This is a genomic window from Flavisolibacter tropicus, from assembly GCF_001644645.1.
Classification (GTDB): domain Bacteria; phylum Bacteroidota; class Bacteroidia; order Chitinophagales; family Chitinophagaceae; genus Flavisolibacter; species Flavisolibacter tropicus.
Window position 1 is genome coordinate 1,729,426 of the sequence record NZ_CP011390.1, and the last position, 22,981, is coordinate 1,752,406.

Annotated in this window: 14 protein-coding genes, 2 tRNA genes and 3 rRNA genes; 5 read left to right on the forward strand and 14 right to left on the reverse strand. The window is 43.2% G+C overall.

All coding sequences use genetic code 11. The annotated features are described in order from the left end of the window. The first annotated feature begins 92 nt into the window (after positions 1-92). The 3 genes from mnmA to SY85_RS07255 all read left to right on the forward strand — a co-directional run bounded on the left by mnmA (position 93) and on the right by SY85_RS07255 (position 4,058). Positions 93-1,193, forward strand: coding sequence for a tRNA 2-thiouridine(34) synthase MnmA (gene mnmA, locus SY85_RS07245; protein ID WP_066402958.1), 1,101 nt, complete (start codon positions 93-95; stop codon positions 1,191-1,193). Positions 1,194-1,305: 112 nt separating this feature from the next. After that, complete coding sequence (locus SY85_RS07250; protein WP_148661129.1) at positions 1,306-2,094, forward strand: hypothetical protein; 789 nt, start codon at positions 1,306-1,308, stop codon at positions 2,092-2,094. A gap of 29 nt (positions 2,095-2,123) precedes the next feature. After that, entirely contained in the window at positions 2,124-4,058 is a 1,935-nt protein-coding gene (locus tag SY85_RS07255; protein WP_066402963.1) for a S8 family serine peptidase, read from the forward strand. Here the strand turns inward: SY85_RS07255 and SY85_RS07260 are convergent. From SY85_RS07260 to SY85_RS07270, 3 genes are all read right to left on the reverse strand, one after another. After that, on the reverse strand, positions 4,050-5,210 hold the full coding sequence (locus tag SY85_RS07260; RefSeq protein WP_066402964.1) for an RsmB/NOP family class I SAM-dependent RNA methyltransferase: 1,161 nt from the start codon (positions 5,208-5,210) through the stop codon (positions 4,050-4,052). The two genes, SY85_RS07255 and SY85_RS07260, sit on opposite strands and share 9 nt — an antisense overlap. A gap of 61 nt (positions 5,211-5,271) precedes the next feature. Beyond that, a complete protein-coding gene (odhB, locus tag SY85_RS07265; protein ID WP_066402972.1) occupies positions 5,272-6,504 on the reverse strand; it encodes a 2-oxoglutarate dehydrogenase complex dihydrolipoyllysine-residue succinyltransferase in 1,233 nt (410 codons plus the stop codon). A 203-nt stretch (positions 6,505-6,707) separates the two neighbouring features. Further along, positions 6,708-9,455: a 2-oxoglutarate dehydrogenase E1 component gene (locus SY85_RS07270; protein WP_066402975.1), complete on the reverse strand. Its 2,748-nt coding sequence runs from the start codon at positions 9,453-9,455 to the stop codon at positions 6,708-6,710. A gap of 579 nt (positions 9,456-10,034) precedes the next feature. On the opposite strand from SY85_RS07270, the gene rpsT reads away from it, so the two are divergent. Both rpsT and SY85_RS07280 read left to right on the forward strand, forming a co-directional pair. Then, complete coding sequence (gene rpsT / locus SY85_RS07275) at positions 10,035-10,289, forward strand: 30S ribosomal protein S20 (RefSeq protein WP_066402978.1); 255 nt, start codon at positions 10,035-10,037, stop codon at positions 10,287-10,289. Between the two features lie 75 nt (positions 10,290-10,364). Next, positions 10,365-12,095, forward strand: coding sequence for a M14 family metallopeptidase (locus SY85_RS07280; protein WP_066402979.1), 1,731 nt, complete (start codon positions 10,365-10,367; stop codon positions 12,093-12,095). A 74-nt stretch (positions 12,096-12,169) separates the two neighbouring features. On the opposite strand, the gene SY85_RS07285 is transcribed toward SY85_RS07280, so the two are convergent. The 11 genes from SY85_RS07285 to SY85_RS07340 all read right to left on the reverse strand — a co-directional run bounded on the left by SY85_RS07285 (position 12,170) and on the right by SY85_RS07340 (position 22,845). Then, positions 12,170-12,373, reverse strand: coding sequence for a Nif3-like dinuclear metal center hexameric protein (locus tag SY85_RS07285; protein WP_066402981.1), 204 nt, complete (start codon positions 12,371-12,373; stop codon positions 12,170-12,172). Positions 12,374-12,508: 135 nt separating this feature from the next. Next, positions 12,509-12,620, reverse strand: a 5S ribosomal RNA gene (rrf, locus tag SY85_RS07290). A gap of 75 nt (positions 12,621-12,695) precedes the next feature. After that, positions 12,696-15,577: ribosomal RNA gene (locus SY85_RS07295) — 23S ribosomal RNA — on the reverse strand. A gap of 250 nt (positions 15,578-15,827) precedes the next feature. Continuing rightward, positions 15,828-15,904: transfer RNA gene (locus tag SY85_RS07300), tRNA-Ala, on the reverse strand. A gap of 85 nt (positions 15,905-15,989) precedes the next feature. Next, positions 15,990-16,067 (reverse strand) — tRNA-Ile (locus SY85_RS07305). 118 nt (positions 16,068-16,185) lie between these two features. Continuing rightward, positions 16,186-17,716 (reverse strand): 16S ribosomal RNA (locus SY85_RS07310). Together the 16S, 23S and 5S rRNA genes with 2 tRNA genes alongside form the textbook arrangement of a ribosomal RNA operon. A 791-nt stretch (positions 17,717-18,507) precedes the next feature. Continuing rightward, positions 18,508-19,251: a tRNA pseudouridine(38-40) synthase TruA gene (gene truA, locus SY85_RS07320; RefSeq protein ID WP_066402985.1), complete on the reverse strand. Its 744-nt coding sequence runs from the start codon at positions 19,249-19,251 to the stop codon at positions 18,508-18,510. Further along, a complete protein-coding gene (locus SY85_RS07325) occupies positions 19,251-20,759 on the reverse strand; it encodes a hypothetical protein (RefSeq protein ID WP_066402987.1) in 1,509 nt (502 codons plus the stop codon). Before SY85_RS07325 ends, truA begins: the two co-directional genes overlap by 1 nt. Before the next feature lie 165 nt (positions 20,760-20,924). Further along, a complete protein-coding gene (locus SY85_RS26135; protein WP_066402990.1) occupies positions 20,925-21,734 on the reverse strand; it encodes a TPM domain-containing protein in 810 nt (269 codons plus the stop codon). Between the two features lie 3 nt (positions 21,735-21,737). Further along, positions 21,738-22,199 (reverse strand): TPM domain-containing protein, encoded by a 462-nt coding sequence (locus SY85_RS07335; protein ID WP_082886323.1) that lies wholly within the window; start codon positions 22,197-22,199, stop codon positions 21,738-21,740. 1 nt (position 22,200) lies between these two features. Next, the gene (locus SY85_RS07340) at positions 22,201-22,845 is read right to left on the reverse strand and encodes a LemA family protein (RefSeq protein WP_066402992.1); all 645 of its coding nucleotides are present in this window, start codon (positions 22,843-22,845) and stop codon (positions 22,201-22,203) included. Between the last annotated feature and the right edge of the window lie 136 nt (positions 22,846-22,981).

A 22,981-nucleotide genomic window follows, 5' to 3' on the forward strand; every position in this document is an offset into this window, starting at 1 on the left:
CTTAACAAACATCATTCCGTCATCAGTCAGGGGTAATTGTATCTTTGCGCCCTGACGCGCCGGACTTTGAACCCGGTTAGCGTTGATAGACTATGAGTAAAAAAGGAAAAGTTTTAGTCGCCATGAGTGGCGGTATTGACAGTACAGTAGCCTCTTTAATGCTTCACCATGAAGGGTATGAAGTCATCGGCATTACCATGAAAACATGGGATTATACAGCCAGCGGAGGAGGCAAAAAAGAAACAGGTTGTTGTAACCTCGATTCTTTTAATGATGCCCGTATGGCGGCCGTACAACACGGTTTCCCCCACTTTATTTTAGACATCCGCGAAGAATTTGGCTCATTTGTAGTAGAGAATTTCGTAGATGAATACCTGGCCGGACGCACCCCCAACCCTTGTGTTTTATGTAATACTCATATCAAGTGGCGTGCACTTTTGAAACGGGCAGATGCCTTGGGTTGCGACTTTATTGCCACCGGTCATTATGCTTCTATTTACCAGCATACCAACGGACGGCATGTTATTACGAAGGGTTTAGATGAAACAAAAGACCAAAGTTATGTACTGTGGGGGCTGGAGCAGGACCTTCTGAGCCGCACTATCCTGCCACTGGGTACTTACCGAAAAACAGAAATACGCCAAATGGCCCATGATTTTGGCTACCCCGAGCTGGCTAAAAAAAGCGAGAGCTATGAAATCTGTTTTGTTCCCGATAATGACTATCGCGGATTTTTAAAACGTAAAGTAGACGGGTTAGAGGAAAAAGTAGCTGGTGGCTATTTCGTTAATAAGGAAGGTAAAATCCTTGGTCAGCATAAAGGTTATCCTTTTTATACTATCGGACAACGTAAAGGACTGGACATTGCCTTGGGTAAGCCAGCTTTCGTAACTTCCATTGACCCCGAAACCAATACCGTTGTTCTAGGCGATGAGGCCGATTTGGAGAAAGAGGAAATGCGAGTAGGCAAGGTTAATTGGCTAAAGTATGATAGTCTCCCAGAAGAAATGACTGCCATTACTAAGATCCGCTATAAAGACAAAGGCGGCTTATCCTTCATCCGTCAGGATGGAGATGGTGTAGCAGTTCGCTTCTTTGACAAAGCTAAAGGCATCGCACCGGGCCAAAGTGCTGTTTTTTATGAAGGTAATGATGTGATCGGCGGTGGAATTATCCAACGTTCAAGCTTATAAATCAACGCTCTTAACTAAAAAACCTGCCTTAGAAGTATAAAATAAGGCAGGTTTTCTCTTATTTTATACTTCTAAGACCTCGTTTAGTCCTTATCAAAACAAACGTACACTTATGAGATCGCCTATATTCATGACTTCTAAACTTGTGAAACTCCTTCTTCCATCGTTAGCAGCTTTCCTTCTTACCAGCTGTGAAAATGAAAAAGAAACCATAGAAGTCGAATCACCGCAATCTTATCTTAGGCCGCTTCAACCCGGCAAGTTTATTACGTACAAATTGGACTCTACCGTTTTTTTACAAGCAGGTCGCGTAGAAGAAACACACAGCTATCAGGAAAAACACATTGTCGATGCGGTGATTACAGACAACTTAGGACGAACCAGCTATAAAATATATCGGTACTTAAGAGACGCAGCAAATATGCCTTGGAGACCTGCTGGCACCTATGTAATGACCCCTCTTACAAATACAGTTGAAGTCATTGAGGATAATATGCGAGTGGTAGTCTTAGCCGGTCCTGTAAGAGAGGGGCAATCTTGGAGAGGCAACCAATATTTGGCTTCTGAGCCCTACTCATACTTGTATAATTTTAGTAATGACAACAATATGGGCGATTGGAACTTTACCATTGAAAGCTTGGGCCAAACAGAAACCATCAATGACAAAAAGATTAATGATGTTCTTACTGTTAGGCGAGTTGAAGACGAGCTGACAAATGTTCCTATCAGAGATAAATCGGCTTTTGCCTCCAAAACAGTCTCTGTTGATAAATTTGCAAAAGGTATTGGACTGGTATATCAACAACATATTTTATGGGAGTATCAGCCTAGCACTGGTCCTAGCTCTACAGCTTATTATGTAGGCTTCGGCGTAACACGCAGCCTACTGGAACATAACTAAAAATAATGCGGCTAATTCCGACTTTACTTATGCTTTTACTTTTTGCTTGTTTTATGCAAAAGGCAAAAGCACAAAGCCGCTATATAGTAAAGTTTACAAACAAAGCTTTCCAAACCACCACTTTATCAGCGCCGGCTTCATATCTATCCACACGCTGTATTGAACGTAGGCAACGGTATAATATTCCAATTGATAGTACCGACTTACCGGTCACCCCACGTTACCTGGATAGTTTAAGAAACATTCCTACAGTAACAATATTGTCTGTATCAAAATGGCTGAACCAGGTAGCCATTCAAACTACAGATGCTTCTGCAATAGCCAAGATGAGAAGTTACTCGTTTGTTCAAAAAGTAAACACCATCGCGGCACGTGTAACAGACAGAACAACTCCGCCAAAAGAGAAATGGGAAACCTCTACGCCCATTACATTATCTCGAATTACAGGCACCAACTCCTACTATTCTTATGGCTCTTCAACAGCCCAGGTAAATATTCATAACGGCAGCTTTCTTCACGATATTGGCTTACGTGGACAGGGATTAATTATCGGAATGCTAGATGGAGGTTTTTACCTGTATACATCTTTAAAAGCATTCGACAGTGTAAATAAGAACGGCCAGGTGCTGGATACATACGATTTTGTTCAGCAAGAATCGAGTGTTACCGAAGACCATCCTCATGGCATGCAATGCTTTTCTATCATTGCCGCTAACATACCCGGACAATTTGTAGGCACTGCACCTAAAGCCAATTTTTTATTATACAGAAGCGAAGATGCCGCCTCCGAATACCCTATTGAAGAACACAATTGGGTGTGTGCTGCTGAGCGTGTCGATAGTGCAGGGGGCGATGTTATTTCTTCCTCTTTAGGTTATACCACGTTTGATAACACCACGTTTAACCACACTTACGCTGATTTAAATGGTAACGCAACCATGGCTGCCATCGGTGCTGATCTGGCAGCAAAAAAAGGTCTATTGGTTTTAATAGCCGCAGGCAATGAAGGAAACGACATGTGGAAATACATAAGCACCCCCGCTGATGCAGATAGTGTCTTAGCAGTTGGTGCTGTAAATAGCGCTGGCATCGTAGGTTCATTCTCCGGTTATGGCCCTTCATCCGATGGTCAGGTTAAACCAGATATAGCTTCTGTAGGTGTAGGTACTGTACACCAGGCAGCGAATAATACAATAAGTTTTGGCAATGGTACCTCCTACGCTTGCCCAAACTTCGCAGGCTTAGCTACTTGCCTCTGGCAAGGCTTTCCTGAATTCAATAACATGCAGATTATAGATGCCATTAAACGCTCCAGTAGCTCCTACTCAACTCCTAACGATCGTATTGGCTATGGCATTCCAGATATGAAAAAAGCAGTACAGCTTTTGTTAAAAGTTATTTCCACAAATAGTGTTCAACTGGCAGGTTGCGCACCAATGATTAGTTGGACCAGCAAGGATATCACTGGAATGCGGTATGAAATCGAAAGGAAAGCACCTGGTGAAAATGATTTTGCAAAAATCGGTGTACAACTGGCAAAAGGTCCAAACTTCTCTTCTCAATCCTACCAATTTCAAGACCCCTTACCTCTAACGCAAGCAGGTTCAGTGTCTTATCGAATTCGTCAGGTTATAGACACAACATCAGCAGGCTTTAGCGCTGTGTATTTGGACACAGTTAATGTTAGTATCAACAGTTTATGTACAGCAGGTCAAATAATTATGGTACCTAATCCTGTTAAAGATCAATTGTCCATCCAGGTCACTATACCAGAAGCACTCGACTTGGATATACATATTAGCAACAGTTTAGGACAGGTGATGAAGCGCCTATCGTACCAGAAACCTACTGGTTCGGTCTCCATTCCGGTATTTATGGCCGATTTGGCTAGCGGCAAATACTTCGTAACTGTTTATAGCAGCGGGAAAAAGCTTAAGGTCCAGGAGATTCTTAGGTTACCTTAATTGAAACACAGCAGAAAACAGCGTATCGGCCTTTTGCTGATAACCTCTATGGTAAGTTGAATTCAATAATTGCAAGCCACTTTTCTCCTGCAAAAAATCCACTACAGCCTCATTCTCCTCTTTAAATACAGAGCAGGTAATATAAACAAAGTAGCCGCCTCTTTTCACTGCCTTGCTTGCATTCAGGGCTATACGTTTTTGTAAATCTGAATAGTAATGGATCTTTTCTTCTTCAAAGAAATAGAGTTGTTCTGGCGTACGGCTCCATGTACCGGAACCGCTACAAGGAGCATCACAAAGCACAACATCAAAGCTGGTAGCAGACTTAAATCCATTAGAAGAAACATCGGCCACATAGCTATTGAATTGGGTAATGCCGGCTTGCCTGAACCTTGACCGAAGGTTTATAAGTATACTCTCCCGGATATCTGTTGCCGTTAGTTCTGCATTTGGGTAAGTATCCTTCAACAGAATCGATTTGCCCCCACTAGCTGCACAACAATCCCAGGCAGTAAACTTTTGTTTAGTTATTAAATGGTTCTGCAAATTGGTTAGTACTTGCTGCGAGCTATAATCCTGTATTACAACATCTTTGTCAATAGCTATAACATCTTCCAGCTTGACGCCACTTTCAACAGCTATACAATTCTCACCTTTTAGTTGATAGGGAATCTGCGCATTTGATAATTGCTGCTCCACCAACGACTTCTTTCCTGGACGTATCCGCAGATAAACGTCGGGCTGAATCAGAAAGGAAGTAGCAAATGCATCAACCTCAATGTCCGAACTTAATTGCTGCTGCCATGGAAAGATTTTATTCAATTCATCAGAGGTCTGAACCAATTCTAGCTTTTCTTTTGGCGACCGCTGTATTTGTTCGTTCCACTCCGGTCGCAATTCCTGCAATACAAATACAGGATTTTGGCTGGAAAGAAATACACCTAATAACAGCCGCTCTTCTATAGAATGATGCTTAAATGCATGTCCCAGTCTATAATAGCTATAGCACAAATGCGCAATCTGCTTCCGGTCTTTTGAGCCATACTTCTTATTAGCAGCAAAATAGGATTTTAACCAGACAGCCAATGGTATTTCACCATTGTACTGTTCTAGAATACTTTTTGCTGAATTGATGTAAGAGTATGATCGCATGCGTATAAAAAAGGCGGCACCATTTTCATGTACCGCCTCAATGGTTTTAATTATTTGTCTTTTATAATTGCAATAAAGCCTTCACAGGATCTTTACCAAACAATAATAGATCCGGGTTTTCTAGTAACTCTTTCACACGTACCAGGAAGCTCACAGACTCACGACCATCAATAATGCGGTGATCGTAGCTCAGTGCCAAATACATCATCGGGCGTACAACTACCTGGCCATCTACTACCATCGGACGCTCTTGTATTTTGTGCATACCCAAAATAGCAGACTGAGGGATGTTGATGATCGGAGTAGACATCAATGAACCAAACACACCACCGTTGGTAATAGTGAATGTTCCACCCTGCATTTCTTCCATGCTCAACTTATTATCACGAGCCTTAGTAGCCAGTTCCACTACTTTCTTTTCAATTTCGGCCATGCTCAGGCTTTCTGCATTTCTGATAACTGGAACTACCAATCCTTTCGGAGCAGATACAGCTATAGAAATATCACAATACTGATGGTAAATAATAGAATCGCCATCAATATAAGCATTCACCGCAGGCCATTCTTGCAAGGCAAAACAAACCGCCTTAGTAAAGAAGCTCATAAAGCCCAGGTTCACACCATGAGACTCCTTGAACTTATCCTTATTAGCAGCTCGAATAGCCATGATCTTGCTCATATCTACTTCGTTGAAAGTAGTGAGCATAGCGGTTGTATTCTTAGCTTCTACCAAGCGACGAGAAACTGTTTTACGCAGGTTGCTCATCTTCTCACGCTTCTCTTCACGACTGAACGCTTGAGTACCAGGCTTACGACCAGGGTTAGCCAATGCATCTAATACATCATCTTTCAGGATCTTGCCATTATAGCCGCTTGGCTGGATTGATTTAGGGTCTACTTTTTTATCAGCAATGATAGCAGAAGCTACCGGTGTGGCTTTAATATCATTTGGGATAGCAGTTACCGGTTGGCCTGCAGCAGCTGGCTGGGCCTGTGGTTTTTCTTCTGCCTTTGGAGCTGGCTTGGCTTCAGCTTGAGGAGCAGCACCAGCAGGACGTGGAGCTGTTTCATCAATCTGTGCTACCACATCTCCAATATTCAATGTATCACCTTCCTTACCCACTGTCTTTAAAACGCCTGCCTGTTCTGCATTTAATTCAAATGTTGCCTTTTCACTTTCTAATTCAGCTATCACTTCATCACGTTCTACATAGGCACCATCACTTTTCAGCCATTTTACCAATGTTACCTCGTTAATTGATTCACCAACAGTCGGTACTTTAATTTCAATCATTGCTATCTTATTTCGATTTCGCGAATTTCTGACTTATTTCTTTAAGTTTCTATCTTTTGTCTATTACCTCGCCTTTCTCATCACTCTCTACTTCATCTCAAGGCTCTTAAAACAATTAACTTCTCACAACATTACCTGCATTTTGCACAAGTAGGCTCCGTGCGCTGGCCATTTCACGTCTCACATTTGACGTTTCACGTCTCTTATATACTAAACGCCGTATCCACAATCTCCGCTTGCTCTTGTGCATGCACCTTACTATAACCAGTTGCAGTAGCTGCTCCCGGCTGACGGCTAATGATACCGTAATTGATACTCTTAAGATTCATTTGCAAGAAGCTGGCAGCACCCATATTAAGTGGTTCTTCTTGTACCCAGAACCATGTAGCCTTATTATACTTTTGGTAAAGAGCATCCAATTGCTTTGTTGGCAATGGATACAGCTGCTCCACGCGTATAATAGCTACATCATTTCGGTTGTCTTTCAGTTGGCGCTCAGCAAGGTCATAATACACTTTACCACTACAGAACAATACTTTCTTCACCTGGCTGGCATCCTGTACAAAAGCATCATCAATTACTTCTTGGAAACCACCTTGTGTAAATTGGCTAACATGTGAATAGGTTGCCTGCAAACGCAAATTAGCTTTTGGTGAGAAGTTGACCAACGGCTTTCTGAATGGCCATGTCAATTGGCGACGCAGTACATGGAACAAGTTGGCCGATGTCGTAATATTGGTGATGACCATGTTCAATTCAGCACACAATTGAAGGAAGCGCTCTAAACGTGCACTTGAGTGTTCAGGACCCTGCCCTTCATAACCATGGGGTAACAACATTACCACTCCATTCATACGCTGCCATTTCGTTTCGGCAGAAGCGATGAATTGGTCAATGATGATTTGGGCGCCATTGGCAAAATCACCAAATTGAGCTTCCCATAATACCAAAGCGTTAGGGTTTGCCATGGCATAACCATATTCAAAACCTAATACTCCGTATTCACTTAATAAGGAGTTATAAATGCGGAAGGTACCTTGTTGTCCTTCTCTGAAATGATTCAAACGATTATAACCTAAGTTAGTATTCTCGTCATAAAGCACAGCATGACGGTGAGAGAATGTACCACGTTTTACATCCTGGCCGCTCATACGCACATCTTTACCTTCTACCAGCAAGCTACTATAAGCTAATAATTCACCAGTTGCCCAATCTACTTTTTGATCGGTTTCAAACAGCTTTACTTTATCGCTTAACAGTTTTTCAACTTTACGTAAAGGCTTGAAATCACTTGGGATTTTCATTAACCCGTCAAACAACTCTTTGAAAACGGGCTCACTAACAGCTGTCGATGGAGATTGCTCAAAATCAGATGGTGTTGCCTTTCTCAAGCTTTGCCACCACTGATCCGGCTTTTGTGGATTATAAGGCAATGGATTTTGCTTCACTTCATCCAAGCGCTCTTGTAGATCCGACCAGAACTTTTTCTCCATTTCCTTTGCCAGATCCTGCGCATCAGCCTCTCCATTCTTTAATAAGAATTGCACATACTCTTCTCTAGGATTGGCATGCTTATCGATCAACGCATATAAGTGTGGTTGAGTAAACTTCGGATCATCACCCTCATTATGTCCATGACGGCGATAGCAAACCATATCAATAAAGATATCAGCATTAAATTCCTGGCGGTAACGAGTGGCTATTTCTACGCATTTAACCACGGCTTCAGCATCATCACCGTTTACATGTAATACTGGAGCTTGCACGGTAGCTGCTATTGAGGTGCTATAGTCAGAACTACGGGCATCATCAAAATCAGTAGTAAATCCAATCTGGTTGTTGATCACAAAGTGAATGGTACCACCGGTATCGTAACCCTTCAGATTACTCATCTGCAGGATCTCATATACTATACCTTGGCCTGCTACTGAAGCATCGCCATGGATCAGAATAGGTAATATCTTATCGAAGTCTGAGTTATAAAGGACATCACCTTTGGCTCTTGAATATCCTAATACTACAGGATTTACAGCTTCCAGGTGTGAGGGGTTGGGTGCTAATTTCAGGTGAACATTCTTACCAGAAACAGTTTGCACTTCACTGCTAAAGCCTAGGTGGTATTTAACATCACCGCTACCCATAGTTTGGTCTAGAATAGCTGTTCCTTCAAACTCACTGAATATTTGCTCGTAGGTTTTACCTAAAATATTAGCCAGCACATTTAATCGGCCACGGTGTGCCATCCCAATTACTACTTCTTGTACGCCAGACTCAGCAGCAGTACCAATAATAGCATCTAATGCAGGGATGGTTGTTTCACCGCCTTCAAGTGAAAAGCGCTTCTGACCAATATATTTTGTGTGTAGAAACTTCTCGAAAATAACTCCCTGGTTCAGCTTCTCTAATATACGACGCTTGCGCTCTAAAGGCAGTGATTGTTGTAATGAAGCTTCTACTTCTTTTTCCAGCCATTCTGCCTGCTTTTGTTTTAGAATATATTGATATTCTACACCCACATGGCCAGTATAGATCTTTTGCAGCTGATCAATGATCTGTTGTAAAGTAGCATTCGGCTTTCCAATAAATTGCCCAGCTATAAAAGACTGATTCAGATCCGCTTCCGCTAAACCAAAGTACTTAATATCCAAATTGGCGCCTCTGTCCTTGCGCTCACGAATAGGGTTGGTTTTAGCAATTAAGTGTCCTTTCCTTCTATAGGCTTGAATGAGTGAATACACACTAAATTCTTTGCTCAACTGACCAGCATCTACTGCAGCGCCACCAACAGCACCTGCTACAGCATGTCCGTTCGTATTGGACATGGCAAAATCAAACCCTTCAAAAAACTTACGAAACTCGGGTTCCACGCTTTCGGGGTTCTGCACAAAATCGTTATACAAACTCTCAATATAAGCAGGGTGTGAATGTGTAATATAAGAGAAGTCCTTCATGAAATCTGCTTTAGGATTTTTTGGGTAGGCAAATATCGGTCAAAATATACAACCAAGTAGAGATGAATATAAAAGGATTGAAATGAGTCAATAAAAGACCTGCTTTCAACTCATTTATTCCTCAACAAAAACAAATAGAAAATTGCCTGAGAACCAGACTAAGGCAAAGCCTCTTAAAGATTTAAAACCATTCTCTCCTATCCCCCAATGCCAAATCCCCAATTTTACTCCCTTTTATTCAACTTATTTCACTGTTAACCTTTCAACCTAAATCCGTCATAAACCTTACTCATATCCGCCATCCTTATAAATCCTGCTAATCCATGCTAAATCCCATTAATCCACGGTGCTCCTTTGCTCTGTGCGAAACCAATTCTCTGCGCTCCCAGCGACTCTGCGTAAAACCAATAGCGCAAAGCGCTCCCTGAGTGAAATCCAATTTCAAATCCTTAAACCGCCTTAACTCTGCTAATAATCTTATAAAATCTGCCCAAAACATGGTCCTAACAAAAAAAACTGCGATCTGCAATCCGAAATCTAAAATATTTCCCTACCTTCGCCGTCCGAAATTAAAAGAACATGGCTAATCATAAGGCAACAAAGAAAGATGTGCGTCAGTCTATAAAGCGCCGCGAACGTAACCGTTACTACGGTAAAACTACCCGTAATGCAATCCGTGACCTAAAAGCGCTGACTGATAAAGCAGCTGCTGGCGAAAAAATGCCTGATGTTATCTCAATGATTGACAAACTGGCTAAGCGTGGTGTAATCCATTCAAATAAAGCTAGCAACTTAAAGAGCAAGTTGACGAAGAGAGTGAATGCATTAGCATAATCTCTTTTTTGAAATCATCATATTAAGGCGTCTGATTCAGACGCCTTTTTTATTTTTATACCTAATTCGTATAGCATGCGTTCTTTTTTACTTACTATCCTTTCCCTATTTTCCTTATTCAGTATTGCCCAAAAGAAGTTTGAAACAGTTTATGAAAAGTCCAATAGCACACAAACACCTACTTATTACCAGATCATAGATTGGTGGAAAGCTTTAGATGCCGCCTCTCCTCTGGTGCAAATGAAAGAAATGGGTCCTTCCGATGCGGGATTCCCTGTTCATTTAATTCTGGTATCTGGAGATAAAGACTTTACTATTAAATCACTTAAAGACAAGAAAAGAAATATCATTTTAGTCAATAATGGCATTCACCCAGGCGAACCCGACGGTATTGATGCCAGTATGTTATTGGTAAAAGATATTGTCTTAGGTAAATACAAACTACCAGACAATGTTGTGCTCGCTCTCATTCCTGTTTATAATATAGGCGGCGCATTAAATCGTAGTAAAGATTACCGGGTAGACCAAAACGGGCCGGAAGAATTTGGTTTTCGTGGAAACTCTCAAAACTATGATCTGAACCGTGATTTCATCAAAGCCGACTCCAAAGAAGCATTAACATTCACTAAAATCTTTCACTATCTGGATCCAGATGTATTCATTGATAACCATGTAAGCAATGGTGCCGACTATCAGCATATCATGACACTTATCGCTTCCCAACATAATCGTTTGGGTGGTGAGTTAGGCAATTTTATGAATCAGCAATTTGAACCAGGCTTGTATACCTTAATGAAGCTAAAAGGATATGATCTTGTTCCTTATGTTAATCATTTTGGAGAAACACCAGATAAAGGCTGGTCAGAATTCTGGGATAGTCCGCGCTACAGTAGTGGATATGCTTCTCTTTGGAACACCTTTTCATTTGTACCTGAAACGCATATGTTAAAAGAGTATCCGAAAAGAGTGGCAGCAACCAGGGCTTTAATGGAAAGTTTTATTGACTTTACGAATAAAAATAGTCAAACCATTACCAGCCTTCGTCAAAAAAGCAGACAGCAACAATTACAACAACAAGAATTCACCGCTACCTGGGCTCTTGACAAAACAAAGTTTAAAGAGATCACATTTAAAGGTTATGAAGCTGGTAAAAAGAACAGTAGTATTTCCGGTTTGCCGCGTCTTTATTATGATCGCAATAAACCATTTGAAAAAAAGATCCCATTCTATAATGTATATAAAGACTCTACAAAAATTACAAAACCCAAGGCTTATATTATTCCTCAAGGCTGGTGGAAAGTCATTGAACGTTTGCAGGCCAATAATATCTCCATGCAACGTTTAAGTAAAGACACAAGCATTGAAGTAGAATGGTATCGTATTTCTGCATACCAGGCATCTCCTCGCCCTTATGAGGGACATCATACAAATGGTAATGTTCAAGTAATCAAAAACACAAGTATAATTAAGTTTAGAAAAGGAGACTACTTAATACCATTAAATCAAGCAGGTAATCGATTCCTTATTGAAGTATTGGAACCAACAATGGAAGACAGTTATTTTAGCTGGAACTTCTTTGATCCTATTTTAGGTCAGAAGGAAGGCTATTCAGATTATGTTTTTGAAGAAACAGCGTTTGAATATTTAAAGTCAAATCCTTCTTTACAAGAACAGCTCGAACAAAAAAGACGTAGTGATACCGCGTTTGCCAAAAATGGGGCTGCCCAGTTAAACTTTGTTTTCCAAAACTCGCCGTTTTACGAACCTGCGCATATGAGATATCCAGTCTATCGACTTATTAAATGACATAATTAATATAATTAAAAAAGGAGGCGTTTTGCCTCCTTTTTTAATTATATCTATCAGTCTGACCTAACTTTTTATATTGCTATTACTATTCTATCCATACAACCGTTTTCTTTAGCTTCCCGCAGGACGTCCACGGTGACGTCGAGGGTGGTGAGCACCCCGGTGCAGGCGGTGTGGGGGGTACCGGTGAGCAGGCCACAGTTGTCGTACGCTTCCTGCAGGGCGGTGGGGGCAAACTGCTCCAGGCTGTTTACCAATTCGTGAATGAAAACCATGCCGGCAAGGTAGGGGATTTTGGGGGAAGTAACGTCTCCGGCGCGCTGCGGGGGGAAAAGCCCCTTTGGCAGTCGGGGGAAGGGGGGGTAAACGAAAAAAGCCTCCGTGCGGAGGCACGAAGGCTTTTAAAAGAAATATGGCAGCTACCTACTCTCCCGCATTGTGGTGCAGTACCATCGGCCATGAGGGGCTTAACTTCTCTGTTCGGTATGGGAAGAGGTGAACACCCTCGGCAAAACCACCATAAAAAGGTCAGTCTGTTTCGAGACAATAAGGTAACATATTGGAAAAAAAGTTGGTAGCCGGAGTACTATAAAATAAAAATTAAAGCGTACGAGCAATTAGTACTACTCGGCTTTGCTGTCGCCAGCTTTACACCTGTAGCCTATCAACGTCATCGTCTTTGACGGCTCTTAAAAGTAAACTCATCTTGAGGAAGGTTTCACGCTTAGATGCTTTCAGCGTTTATCCTGTCCGTACATAGCTACTCAGCACTGCACCTGGCGGCACAACTGATACACCAGCGGTACGTACGACCCGGTCCTCTCGTACTAAGGTCATGTCCTCTCAATTTACTTGCGCCCACCACAGATAGGGACCGAACTGTCTTGCGACGTTCTGAACCCAGTTCACGTGCCACTTTAATCGGCGAACAGCCGAACCCTTGGGACCTTCTCCAGCCCCAGGATGTGACGAACCGACATCGAGGTGCCAAACCTCCCCGTCGATATGAGCTCTTGGGGGAGATCAGCCTGTTATCCCCGGAGTACCTTTTATCCTTTGAGCGATGGCCCTTCCATACAGAACCACCGGATCACTTCAGCCGGCTTTCGCCCCTGCTCGACTTGTCTGTCTCACAGTCAAGCTCCCTTATACTGATGCGCTCTACGTACGATTACCAACCGTACTGAGGGAACCTTTGCAAGCCTCCGTTACTTTTTAGGAGGCGACCACCCCAGTCAAACTACCCACCATGCACTGTTTCCCTTGTGGGGATTAGACTCTAAACAAACGAAGGTTGGTATTTCAACGACCGCTCCACATGGCCTGGCGACCACGCTTCATAGCGTCCCAACTATCCTACACATCGGTTGTTCAAAATCAATGCAAAGTTGTAGTGAAGGTTCACGGGGTCTTTCCGTCCCGTGGCGGGTAACCGGCATCTTCACCGATACTACAATTTCACCGGGCTCGTGGAGGAGACAGTGTTCAACTCATTAGACCATTCGTGCAGGTCGGAACTTACCCGACAAGGAATTTCGCTACCTTAGGACCGTTATAGTTACGGCCGCCGTTTACTGGGGCTTCAGTCAGGAGCTTTGGCCTTTCGGCCGAACACCCTTCCTTAACCTTCCAGCACCGGGCAGGTATCAGGCCCTATACGTCATCTTTCGATTTTGCAGAGCCCTGTGTTTTTGTTAAACAGTTGGTTGAACCATTTTACTGTGCCCTGCCGAAGCAGGGACGCTTTATCCCGAAGTTACAGCGTCAATTTGCCTAGTTCCTTCTCCACGGCTCACCCGAGCGCCTTAGAATTCTCATCCCGTCTACCTGTGTCGGTTTGCGGTACTGGCAGCACTAGCCTAACCTTAGAGGTTTTTCTTGGCAGCTTTTAGGTCCACTCACCGCAGCCGAAGCCTTGGTGTACTTTCGTACTTTGCCTTTCTCCATGGATTTGCCTACAGAGAAACTAGCTACATACTTAACCGCACTATTCCGTAAGTGCGGGGAACTTTCAATACTGCGTCACCCCATCGAAACTAATGCTGGTGCTGGAATATTAACCAGCTTTCCATCAGTTACCCCTTTCGGGTTCACCTAAGGACCAGACTAACCCTGATCCGATTAACGTTGATCAGGAACCCTTAGACTTTCGGCGACAAGGTTTTTCACCTTGTTTATCGTTACTTATACCTACATTTTCTTTTCTGGCCGCTCCAGCAATGGTCACCCATCACCTTCGACGCCGGCCAGAATGCTCCCCTACCGTATACCACCCAAGGTGGCAACATAAAGCTTCGGTTCGTAGTTTGATGCCCGATTATTTTCCGTGCAGGGTCTCTCGACCAGTGAGCTGTTACGCACTCTTTAAATGAATGGCTGCTTCCAAGCCAACATCCTGGCTGTTATAGAAACCCCACCTCGTTTGATCAACTTAACTACGTATTAGGGACCTTAGCTGTTATTCTGGGTTATTTCCCTCTCGGCCACGGACCTTAGCGCCCGCAGCCTCACTGCCGCAGATATTTATTAGCATTCGGAGTTTGTCAGGGTTTGGTAGGCGGTGAAGCCCCCTAGCCCAATCAGTAGCTCTACCTCTAATAAACTTCTAAAATGCGACGCTGTTCCTAAAAACATTTCGGGGAGAACGAGCTATCTCTCAGTTTGATTGGCCTTTCACCCCTATCCACAAGTCATCCCAAGACTTTTCAACGTCAACGGGTTCGGTCCTCCAGTGTGTGTTACCACACCTTCAACCTGCTCATGGATAGATCACAAAGTTTCGCGTCTGCCCCCACTGACTAAACGCCCTATTTGGACTCGCTTTCGCTACGGCTCCGTTATTAAAGAACTTAACCTCGCCAGTGAGGAGCAACTCGTAGGTTCATTATGCAAAAGGCACGCCGTCACTGCTTGCGCAGCTCCGACCGCTTGTAGGCACACGGTTTCAGGTACTATTTCACTCCCTTGTTTAGGGTGCTTTTCACCTTTCCCTTACGGTACTGGTTCACTATCGGTCTCTGAGGAGTATTTAGCCTTACCAGATGGTGCTGGCAGATTCAGGCAGGATTTCTCCGGTCCCGCCCTACTCAGGATCCCGCTCGTCCCCATCAATTTACGCTTACGCGACTTTCACGCCCTGTGGTCTAACTTTCCAGAAAGTTCAGCTTGATGATGGTTTCTAAATGCGGTCCTACAACCCTCAAGTGGCACGCCACTCAAGTTTAGGCTGTTCCCTGTTCGCTCGCCACTACTTGGGGAATCATTGTTTATTTTCTTTTCCTCCCGGTACTTAGATGTTTCAGTTCCCGGGGTTGGCTCTCCTTTCGGAGTACTATACCTTCAGTATAGTGGGTTGTCCCATTCGGAAATCTACGGATGTAACGATTGTGTGCATCTCCCCGTAGCTTATCGCAGCTTACCACGTCCTTCATCGCCTCTCAGAGCCAAGGCATCCACCATGCGCCCTTAGTTGCTTTAAAAAATTTGAAATTGTATTGTTACCCGACCACCAACTTCAGACCACCAATTACTTGATGATGCAAAAAATTAATGTGATCGATAAAAAAAATAGACTCTTTCGTCTAACAACTTTTTTGATTTTTCCAATATGTCAAAGAACTTAGTCAATTAGCTGATTAGCTAATGACCTGGAAGATGATTGGGTTGCGAACCCCTAGCCCTACTAAAGTTTAGTAAGCAACATCTTAATATAAAAAGAACTCTCAAGTTTGGTGGAGGATATCGGAGTCGAACCGATGACCCCCTGCGTGCAAGGCAGGTGCTCTAGCCAGCTGAGCTAACCCCCCAAATTTTGGTTGATCGTTGCTTCAGTTGGCAAAGTGATCAGTCGAATCAACTTTTCCACTTACTCCACTTCTCAACAGCTTTTGTTGGTAGACCCGAGCAGATTTGAACTGCTGACCCCTACATTATCAGTGTAGTGCTCTAACCAGGCTGAGCTACGGATCTGTTTTTGTCCGGTGTAGCCCCGTCGCGTTCTGTGTTCGGGTTACTTTTGGTTTGTAAAAGAACTTTTTATTTGAAAGATTTTGGAAACAACAGCTTAGCGTAGGTTGCTAAGCTCTAAAAAGGAGGTATTCCAGCCGCACCTTCCGATACGGCTACCTTGTTACGACTTAGCCCCAGTTACCAGTTTTACCCTAGGCGGCTCCTTGCGGTTACCGACTTTAGGTACACCCGGCTTCCATGGCTTGACGGGCGGTGTGTGCAAGGTCCGGGAACGTATTCACCGTATCATTGCTGATATACGATTACTAGCGATTCCAGCTTCATGGAGTCGAGTTGCAGACTCCAATCTGAACTGAGAGGCGTTTTTTGGGATTGGCTCCTTATCGCTAAGTGGCAGCCCTTTGTACGCCCCATTGTAGCACGTGTGTAGCCCTGGGCATAAAGGCCATGATGACTTGACATCATCCCCTCCTTCCTCGCGTCTTACGACGGCAGTTTCACTAGAGTTCCCAGCGTTACCTGATGGCAACTAGTGATGGGGGTTGCGCTCGTTGCGGGACTTAACCCAACACCTCACGGCACGAGCTGACGACAGCCATGCAGCACCTTACTGGCGGTGTATTGCTACAAAGTGAGCTTTCACCCACGGTCCACCAGCATTCTAGCCCAGGTAAGGTTCCTCGCGTATCATCGAATTAAACCACATGCTCCACCGCTTGTGCGGACCCCCGCCAATTCCTTTGAGTTTCAACCTTGCGGTCGTACTTCCCAGGTGGGATACTTAATGCTTTCGCTCAGACACACACAGTGTATCGCGTATGTCGAGTATCCATAGTTTAGGGCGTGGACTACCAGGGTATCTAATCCTGTTTGATCCCCACGCTTTCGTGCCTCAGAGTCAATCTTCGTGTAACGAGCTGCCTTCGCAATTGGTGTTCTATGTCATATCTAAGCATTTCACCGCTACATGACATATTCCGCTCATCTCCACGGGATTCAAGACAGAGAGTATCCACGGCAGTTCTAGAGTTAAGCTCTAGGATTTCACCACGGACTTCCCTGCCCTCCTACGCACCCTTTAAACCCAGTGAATCCGGATAACGCTTGCACCCTCCGTATTACCGCGGCTGCTGGCACGGAGTTAGCCGGTGCTTATTCCCAGGGTACCGTCAACACTCTTGGAAAAAAGTGGTTTCTTCCCCTGTAAAAGAAGTTTACAATCCAGAGGACCTTCATCCTTCACGCGGCATGGCTGGTTCAGAGTTGCCTCCATTGACCAATATTCCTTACTGCTGCCTCCCGTAGGAGTCGGGCCCGTGTCTCAGTGCCCGTGTGACTGGTCGTGCTCTCACACCAGTTACTGATCGCAGGCTTGGTGGGCCGTTACCCCGCCAACTACCTAATCAGCCGCACGCTCATCCATAACCGCCGGAGCTATACTAAAGAGGTGATGCCACCCCCAGAGGTTACGAGGTATTAATCCTCCTTTCGGAGGGCTATGCCCCAGTTATGGGTAGATTGCGTACGTGTTCCGCACCCGTTTGCCGGTCGCCAGCAATGGTATTGCTACCACCCTGCTGCCCCTCGACTTGCATGTATTAAGCCTGCCGCTAGCGTTCATCCTGAGCCAGGATCAAACTCTCCATTGTAAATGAGTTGTTTGACTGTCCTGACTATTAAAATTCTCAAAAAGAGTAAATTAACGAGTCAATCAATCTGTAAATTCTATTGCTTGACCTACCTAATGTTGTTTTACTTTTCAGTAAAACGTGCTGTTGCTTCCAAACTTTCAAAGAACTTACCACCCGTAGATGGCTTGTGTAAGTGATAAGGTTATGAACCTTCAGACCGTGATGTCACACTTAAATTTCAACTGGTTTTTTAAAGAACCTGCGGCGTTTTCCGCAGCCCCGTTTTTCGATTGGGAGTGCAAAACTACAACCTCTGTTCCATTCCGCCAAAACTTTTTTTATTTCTTTTCCACTTTTTTCAACGATGAAAACGTTTATAAAGTATTGAAGACCAGTTATTTAAAGAGCAGCTATTTTTCAAAAGCGGAGCGCAAAGATACAGGGAATCGGTGTTACCCGCCAAATGTTTTTGAAAACTTTTTTCTTAAAAACCCGGTGAAGCGCCGCTTCACTAAGTTTTAAAAACCAATTCCTCAAAAAGCGGGGGCAAAACTACGGATAAGTTTTTGATAACCAATGAATTATTTTAAACCCTTCCCTCGTTTTCCCGTTCCCTCTCTCCCTTCCTTCAAAAAGCGGACGCAAAGATAGGTAGCTCTGCCCTACCCACCAAACTATTTGACCACTTTCTTCAAAAAAATGTCCTTTTATTTGAATGTTTCATCATTTTCAACACTATTTCTGATATTACATTATATAATAGATATTATATATAAGATAATACTCCTATTACTTCTTCAATTAAGAAATCAATCAGCTTTCAATATTCCATCAGGATATTGAACCTTTTCTAAAAACAACCCGGTGGAAGGAACAGAAAATCCACACTTACCAACACCCTCAAACAGCTGTTCAAACGCCTTAAGTTCCAATTTACCCCTTCCCACTTTAAGTTGAGAAGCCGTTAACAGCCTAACCATCCCTCTTAAAAATCGGTTTCCTTCTACTCTATATAATAATAAATCCCCCTCTTCTACCCATTCGCTCCTATATATAGTACAAATGAAGTTTTTAACCTGAGTATTGGTTTTAGAAAAGGCAAAGAAGTTGTTCTGCTCCTTAATGATAGCTGCCGTTGTATGCAACAACTCAATAGAAACATTATAAGGATAAAAAAGAGCTGTTTCCTGTAAGAAGGGATTTCTAGTACGATTGATCCTATACTCATAGGCCCTACTGGTAGCATCAAAACGAGAATGGGCAGTATCAGCTACTGGAAATAAGTTCTTTACTACAATATCATCTGGCAGTAAAGCATTCACCTTATAAAGGAACTGTGGATGAAGCGGCAGCTCTTCATCGAAATGAAAAAAGTTTTGAAGTGCATGTACACCAGCATCGGTACGTGACGAACCCGTTAATGTAATAGGTCGGCGATGGATTATCTGTAAGGCTCTTTCAATTTCTGCCTGTATGGTATTGGCATTTTCCTGAATCTGAAATCCACTGTATTGAGTGCCTTTATAAGCCACCTCTAAAAAATAACGCTGCATTATTTGGCTAACAAGGCTTTGAATCGGTTTACGTAATATTCATCTTTTATCTCAGACTCGAGAGTAGCAAACTTATCGGCATCTGCTATATACTTTTGTGCAGCCTCAAAGAATTGGTATTTCCATTGAGCCGATAAGAATAGTGTACTTAGGTTTTTAACCTGCTCGGTAGTAAAGCATTTTTCCCTAAAAGCTAAAACCGCTGTATTGATCATTCCTTCATCTGTCTCTAATGAAGCCATCTCTTTACGCAGACTGCGAAAATCGCGCTCTGTTGCTGTTTGAGTACAGGAACTAGGTAGTTTAGTTACAGCTACAGTTGAATCTATTGGTACATTACTTGAAGCATGGGTAACCGTATCTATATGTGCAGTAGCTTCAATATCAGGAATGGTTTTAAGTTGCTCTTTTGGTTTAGGCTCGCCTGCAGTTCTAAATGGCTGTGCCTGGTTAGGGATCAAAATATGAATGGTATCACTTGATTCTGCCGTGTAATCAATAAAGGTCAGACCAAAACCTTGCGTAGTTGAACTTTCGGAGCGGCGCACAATAGTAGATCTTTTATACTCCGTCTCTATTCCTTTCGGTTCTGCCACCTTTACTGTATCACTTACTAAAACCTGCGAATTGCTCGTGGAGTCTACTTTCAAAGCCACAACCGGCGCTTTACTTTCTTCTTTATTTAGTTCTCCAGCTTTTACATCATCAGCTTTCTTATCCTCTACTTTCGCTACCGCTTTTTTTGTAGCCGTATCCGCGACAGAAACAGTGTCTAATTTATTGCCATTGCCTAAAGAATCTACTTTACTATTATTATCTATGGCTGCAACTGCAGAAGAATCAGTAGTATTTACAGCCACAACACTAACTGTATCTATTTTATTAATAGTGGTATCTACACCCTCTTGTTTTGCTACTGCCAAGGCTGTCGTGTCTATTTGGTTTCTCGTTATGGTATCAACTGAAGCCGAATTAACCACAATCGATTCTTTAGCTACGGCTTGCTCTATAGCCGTTCCGCTTTGTGTGGAACTATTTTTTGTCACTGATTTCACTGGCTCTTTCCGTACTACTTCTAACAATAAGGAGGGATCATTAGCTGCTTGAGAAAGGGTTCTGGTAAATTTATCTGTGCGGGTAATATAGGGGTCATTCTGAATTTCAATTGCCGCCATAGGCGCTATCAGCTCTAAGGATTGCAGATCAAATAGGTTAAGTTTTTGATCCAGCTCCTTTAATAAGTAGCCATGATCCTGTGCTGAAACCGCAACCTGGAATTTTGGTTCTATATCTCGCTTCCCTACAAAACCAACGGAAAACGTATAGGTACTGTCCTTCAGGTTTGATAAAATGAGATAACCTGCTGTAGAAGAGCTGAAAACTTTATCTCCCATCTTTACATAAAACGGCGCCGCCTTTTCAGATTCCAGATAGACAAAGTAGACCTTTTGGGCCTTACTTATATATCCAGTTAAAAAAAGCAAACCAAAAAGCAGGAGTTTTCTCATGATGATCAAAATTAAAGGAATTCGCCTGATGTGATTTTGACGGTTATTGAAGTTTTAACAATGTTAAACCTATTCGCCTAACGTAAGGACAACCGTTATATAAAATAATAGACGATAAAAAAGCCATCCTAGACAGGATAGCTTTTAATAGCATTAATCTTTTTGTTACCAATTACCGCCGGCACCACCGCCGCCGCCGCTACCACCACCAAAACCACCAAAGCCGCCTCCGCCGCCTCCAAAACCTCCCCCGCTGCCTCCGCCGAAGCCACCACCACCAAAACCGCCAGTTGGGAAAAAGATAGGGCCTCCAAAACCACGATACCCACGGCGCGACATCATACCACCGCCACGGCCGCCGCCACCAAACATATTTAGAATAAACATTAGGATGATAAAACCAAGAATGATCTTACCCAGACTTATTCCTCCACTGCCCCCTTTGCTTCTGTAATTGGCTGGAGCCTTGTATTCACCGGCCGCAGCATGTATCATAGAAGTAGTTGCATCGTCAAGTCCTCTATAATAGTTGCCGGCTTTGAAATTGGGCACGACATCCGTTTCTACGATAGACTTCACCGTAGCATCAGGAAGAGACCCCTCCATTCCATAACCCGTGGCTATCCAGATCTTACGATCGTTTTTAGATACCAGCAGTACCGCACCGTTGTCTTTTTGTGCCTGGCCACCTACCCCCCATTGCCGAAGAATAGAAAGGGCTACATCTTCTATAGGCAAATCGTTTAGCTGGTCTATAGTTACTACCGCTATCTGCACAGAAGTACTATCATCGTAGGCTACCAACTTTCTTTCCAACTCCTGCAGTTGGTCCGGAGCCAGCATGTGGGCATAGTCATTGACCAACCGCGGTGGATTAGGCTTGGGAATAGACTCGCGCACAAAGCGATCCACACTTCCTTGCGAAAAAGCACAGACGGATACCAGTAAACTTAAAATCAGTAAAAAGCGCTTCATGTATTATTTGCCGAAAACTATATCGTCTGGCAGTTCGTTTTTATCAGTTTGACTATTATAGGGAAAGTGCTGATAGAGCGCTTCGCCAATGTCTGCTATACATTGGCAAAGCCCATCTACTACATGCATTTGTTTGAAGTGCAAAAGCATTTTATTGATTTCTTCTTCCCAGTATTTCTGACTCACTTTCTGATGGATTCCTTCATCGCCAAATACAGCTACTTGCCTGTCTTCCATAGCCACATAAACCAATGTGCCATTCCGATCGGCTGTTTTATCCATCTTCAATTCAAAGAATAGCTCTTGGGCCCTATCCACCGCACTTACATATTTACACCGGGACTCAATGAATAAACGCACTTCCCCACTTGTACGCTGTTCTGCCAATCGAATGGCTTCTAACAAGCGCTCTTTTTCTTCAGCCGAGAAGTAATCCTTTATTTTTTTCCAGGGAAATAGTTTCACTTTATCTTTTTGTTGCGGTATCAGAAAAGTTTACAGATGGACGCTGCGTTTGCTGGTCAGGGAATTCAACTCTGGGCGCATTCTGTGAGCCTGGATCAGCTTGGAAGCCGGTACGAGGATGGAAACCAAACATACCAGCAAATATGTTTGTAGGGAATGTACGCACTTTTGTATTATATGTTTGAACAGCATCGTTGAAATCATTTCTGGAAACCTTAATACGATTTTCAGTACCTTCTAACTGAGCCTGTAAATTGCGAAAAGCATCATTGGCCCTTAAGTTCGGGTATTGTTCAACGGTAACAAGTAAACGACTTAATGAACCACTCAGTTGAGCTTGTGCCTGCTGAAAACGCTCAATATTCTCAGGTGTCAGATTATCAGGACTTATTTGCGTAGAAGTAGCTTTAGCTCTTGCATTAATGACATCATTTAATGTACCTCTTTCAAAATTTGCTTCGCCTTGTACGGTACGAACCAGGTTAGGTATAAGATCAGCACGGCGCTGATAATCACTTTGTACTTTGTTCCAAGCGTTCTTAACCGTTTCATCCTGTGTTACCAAACCATTGTAGCTGCCACATCCCCAAAACAAAAGAATGACCACCAAGCCAAGAATAATCAATAAAGGCAATGAACGTCTCATTTGAGTCTAAGTTTTATTAGTATTAAAATTAGTACTTTCTAAAAGCACTACCGCTACTCTTCAATTTTTATTCCATTACACTGAATATCTAGTTATAAAGACAAAATGGCGGACAATTGAGTGTCCGCCATCTATA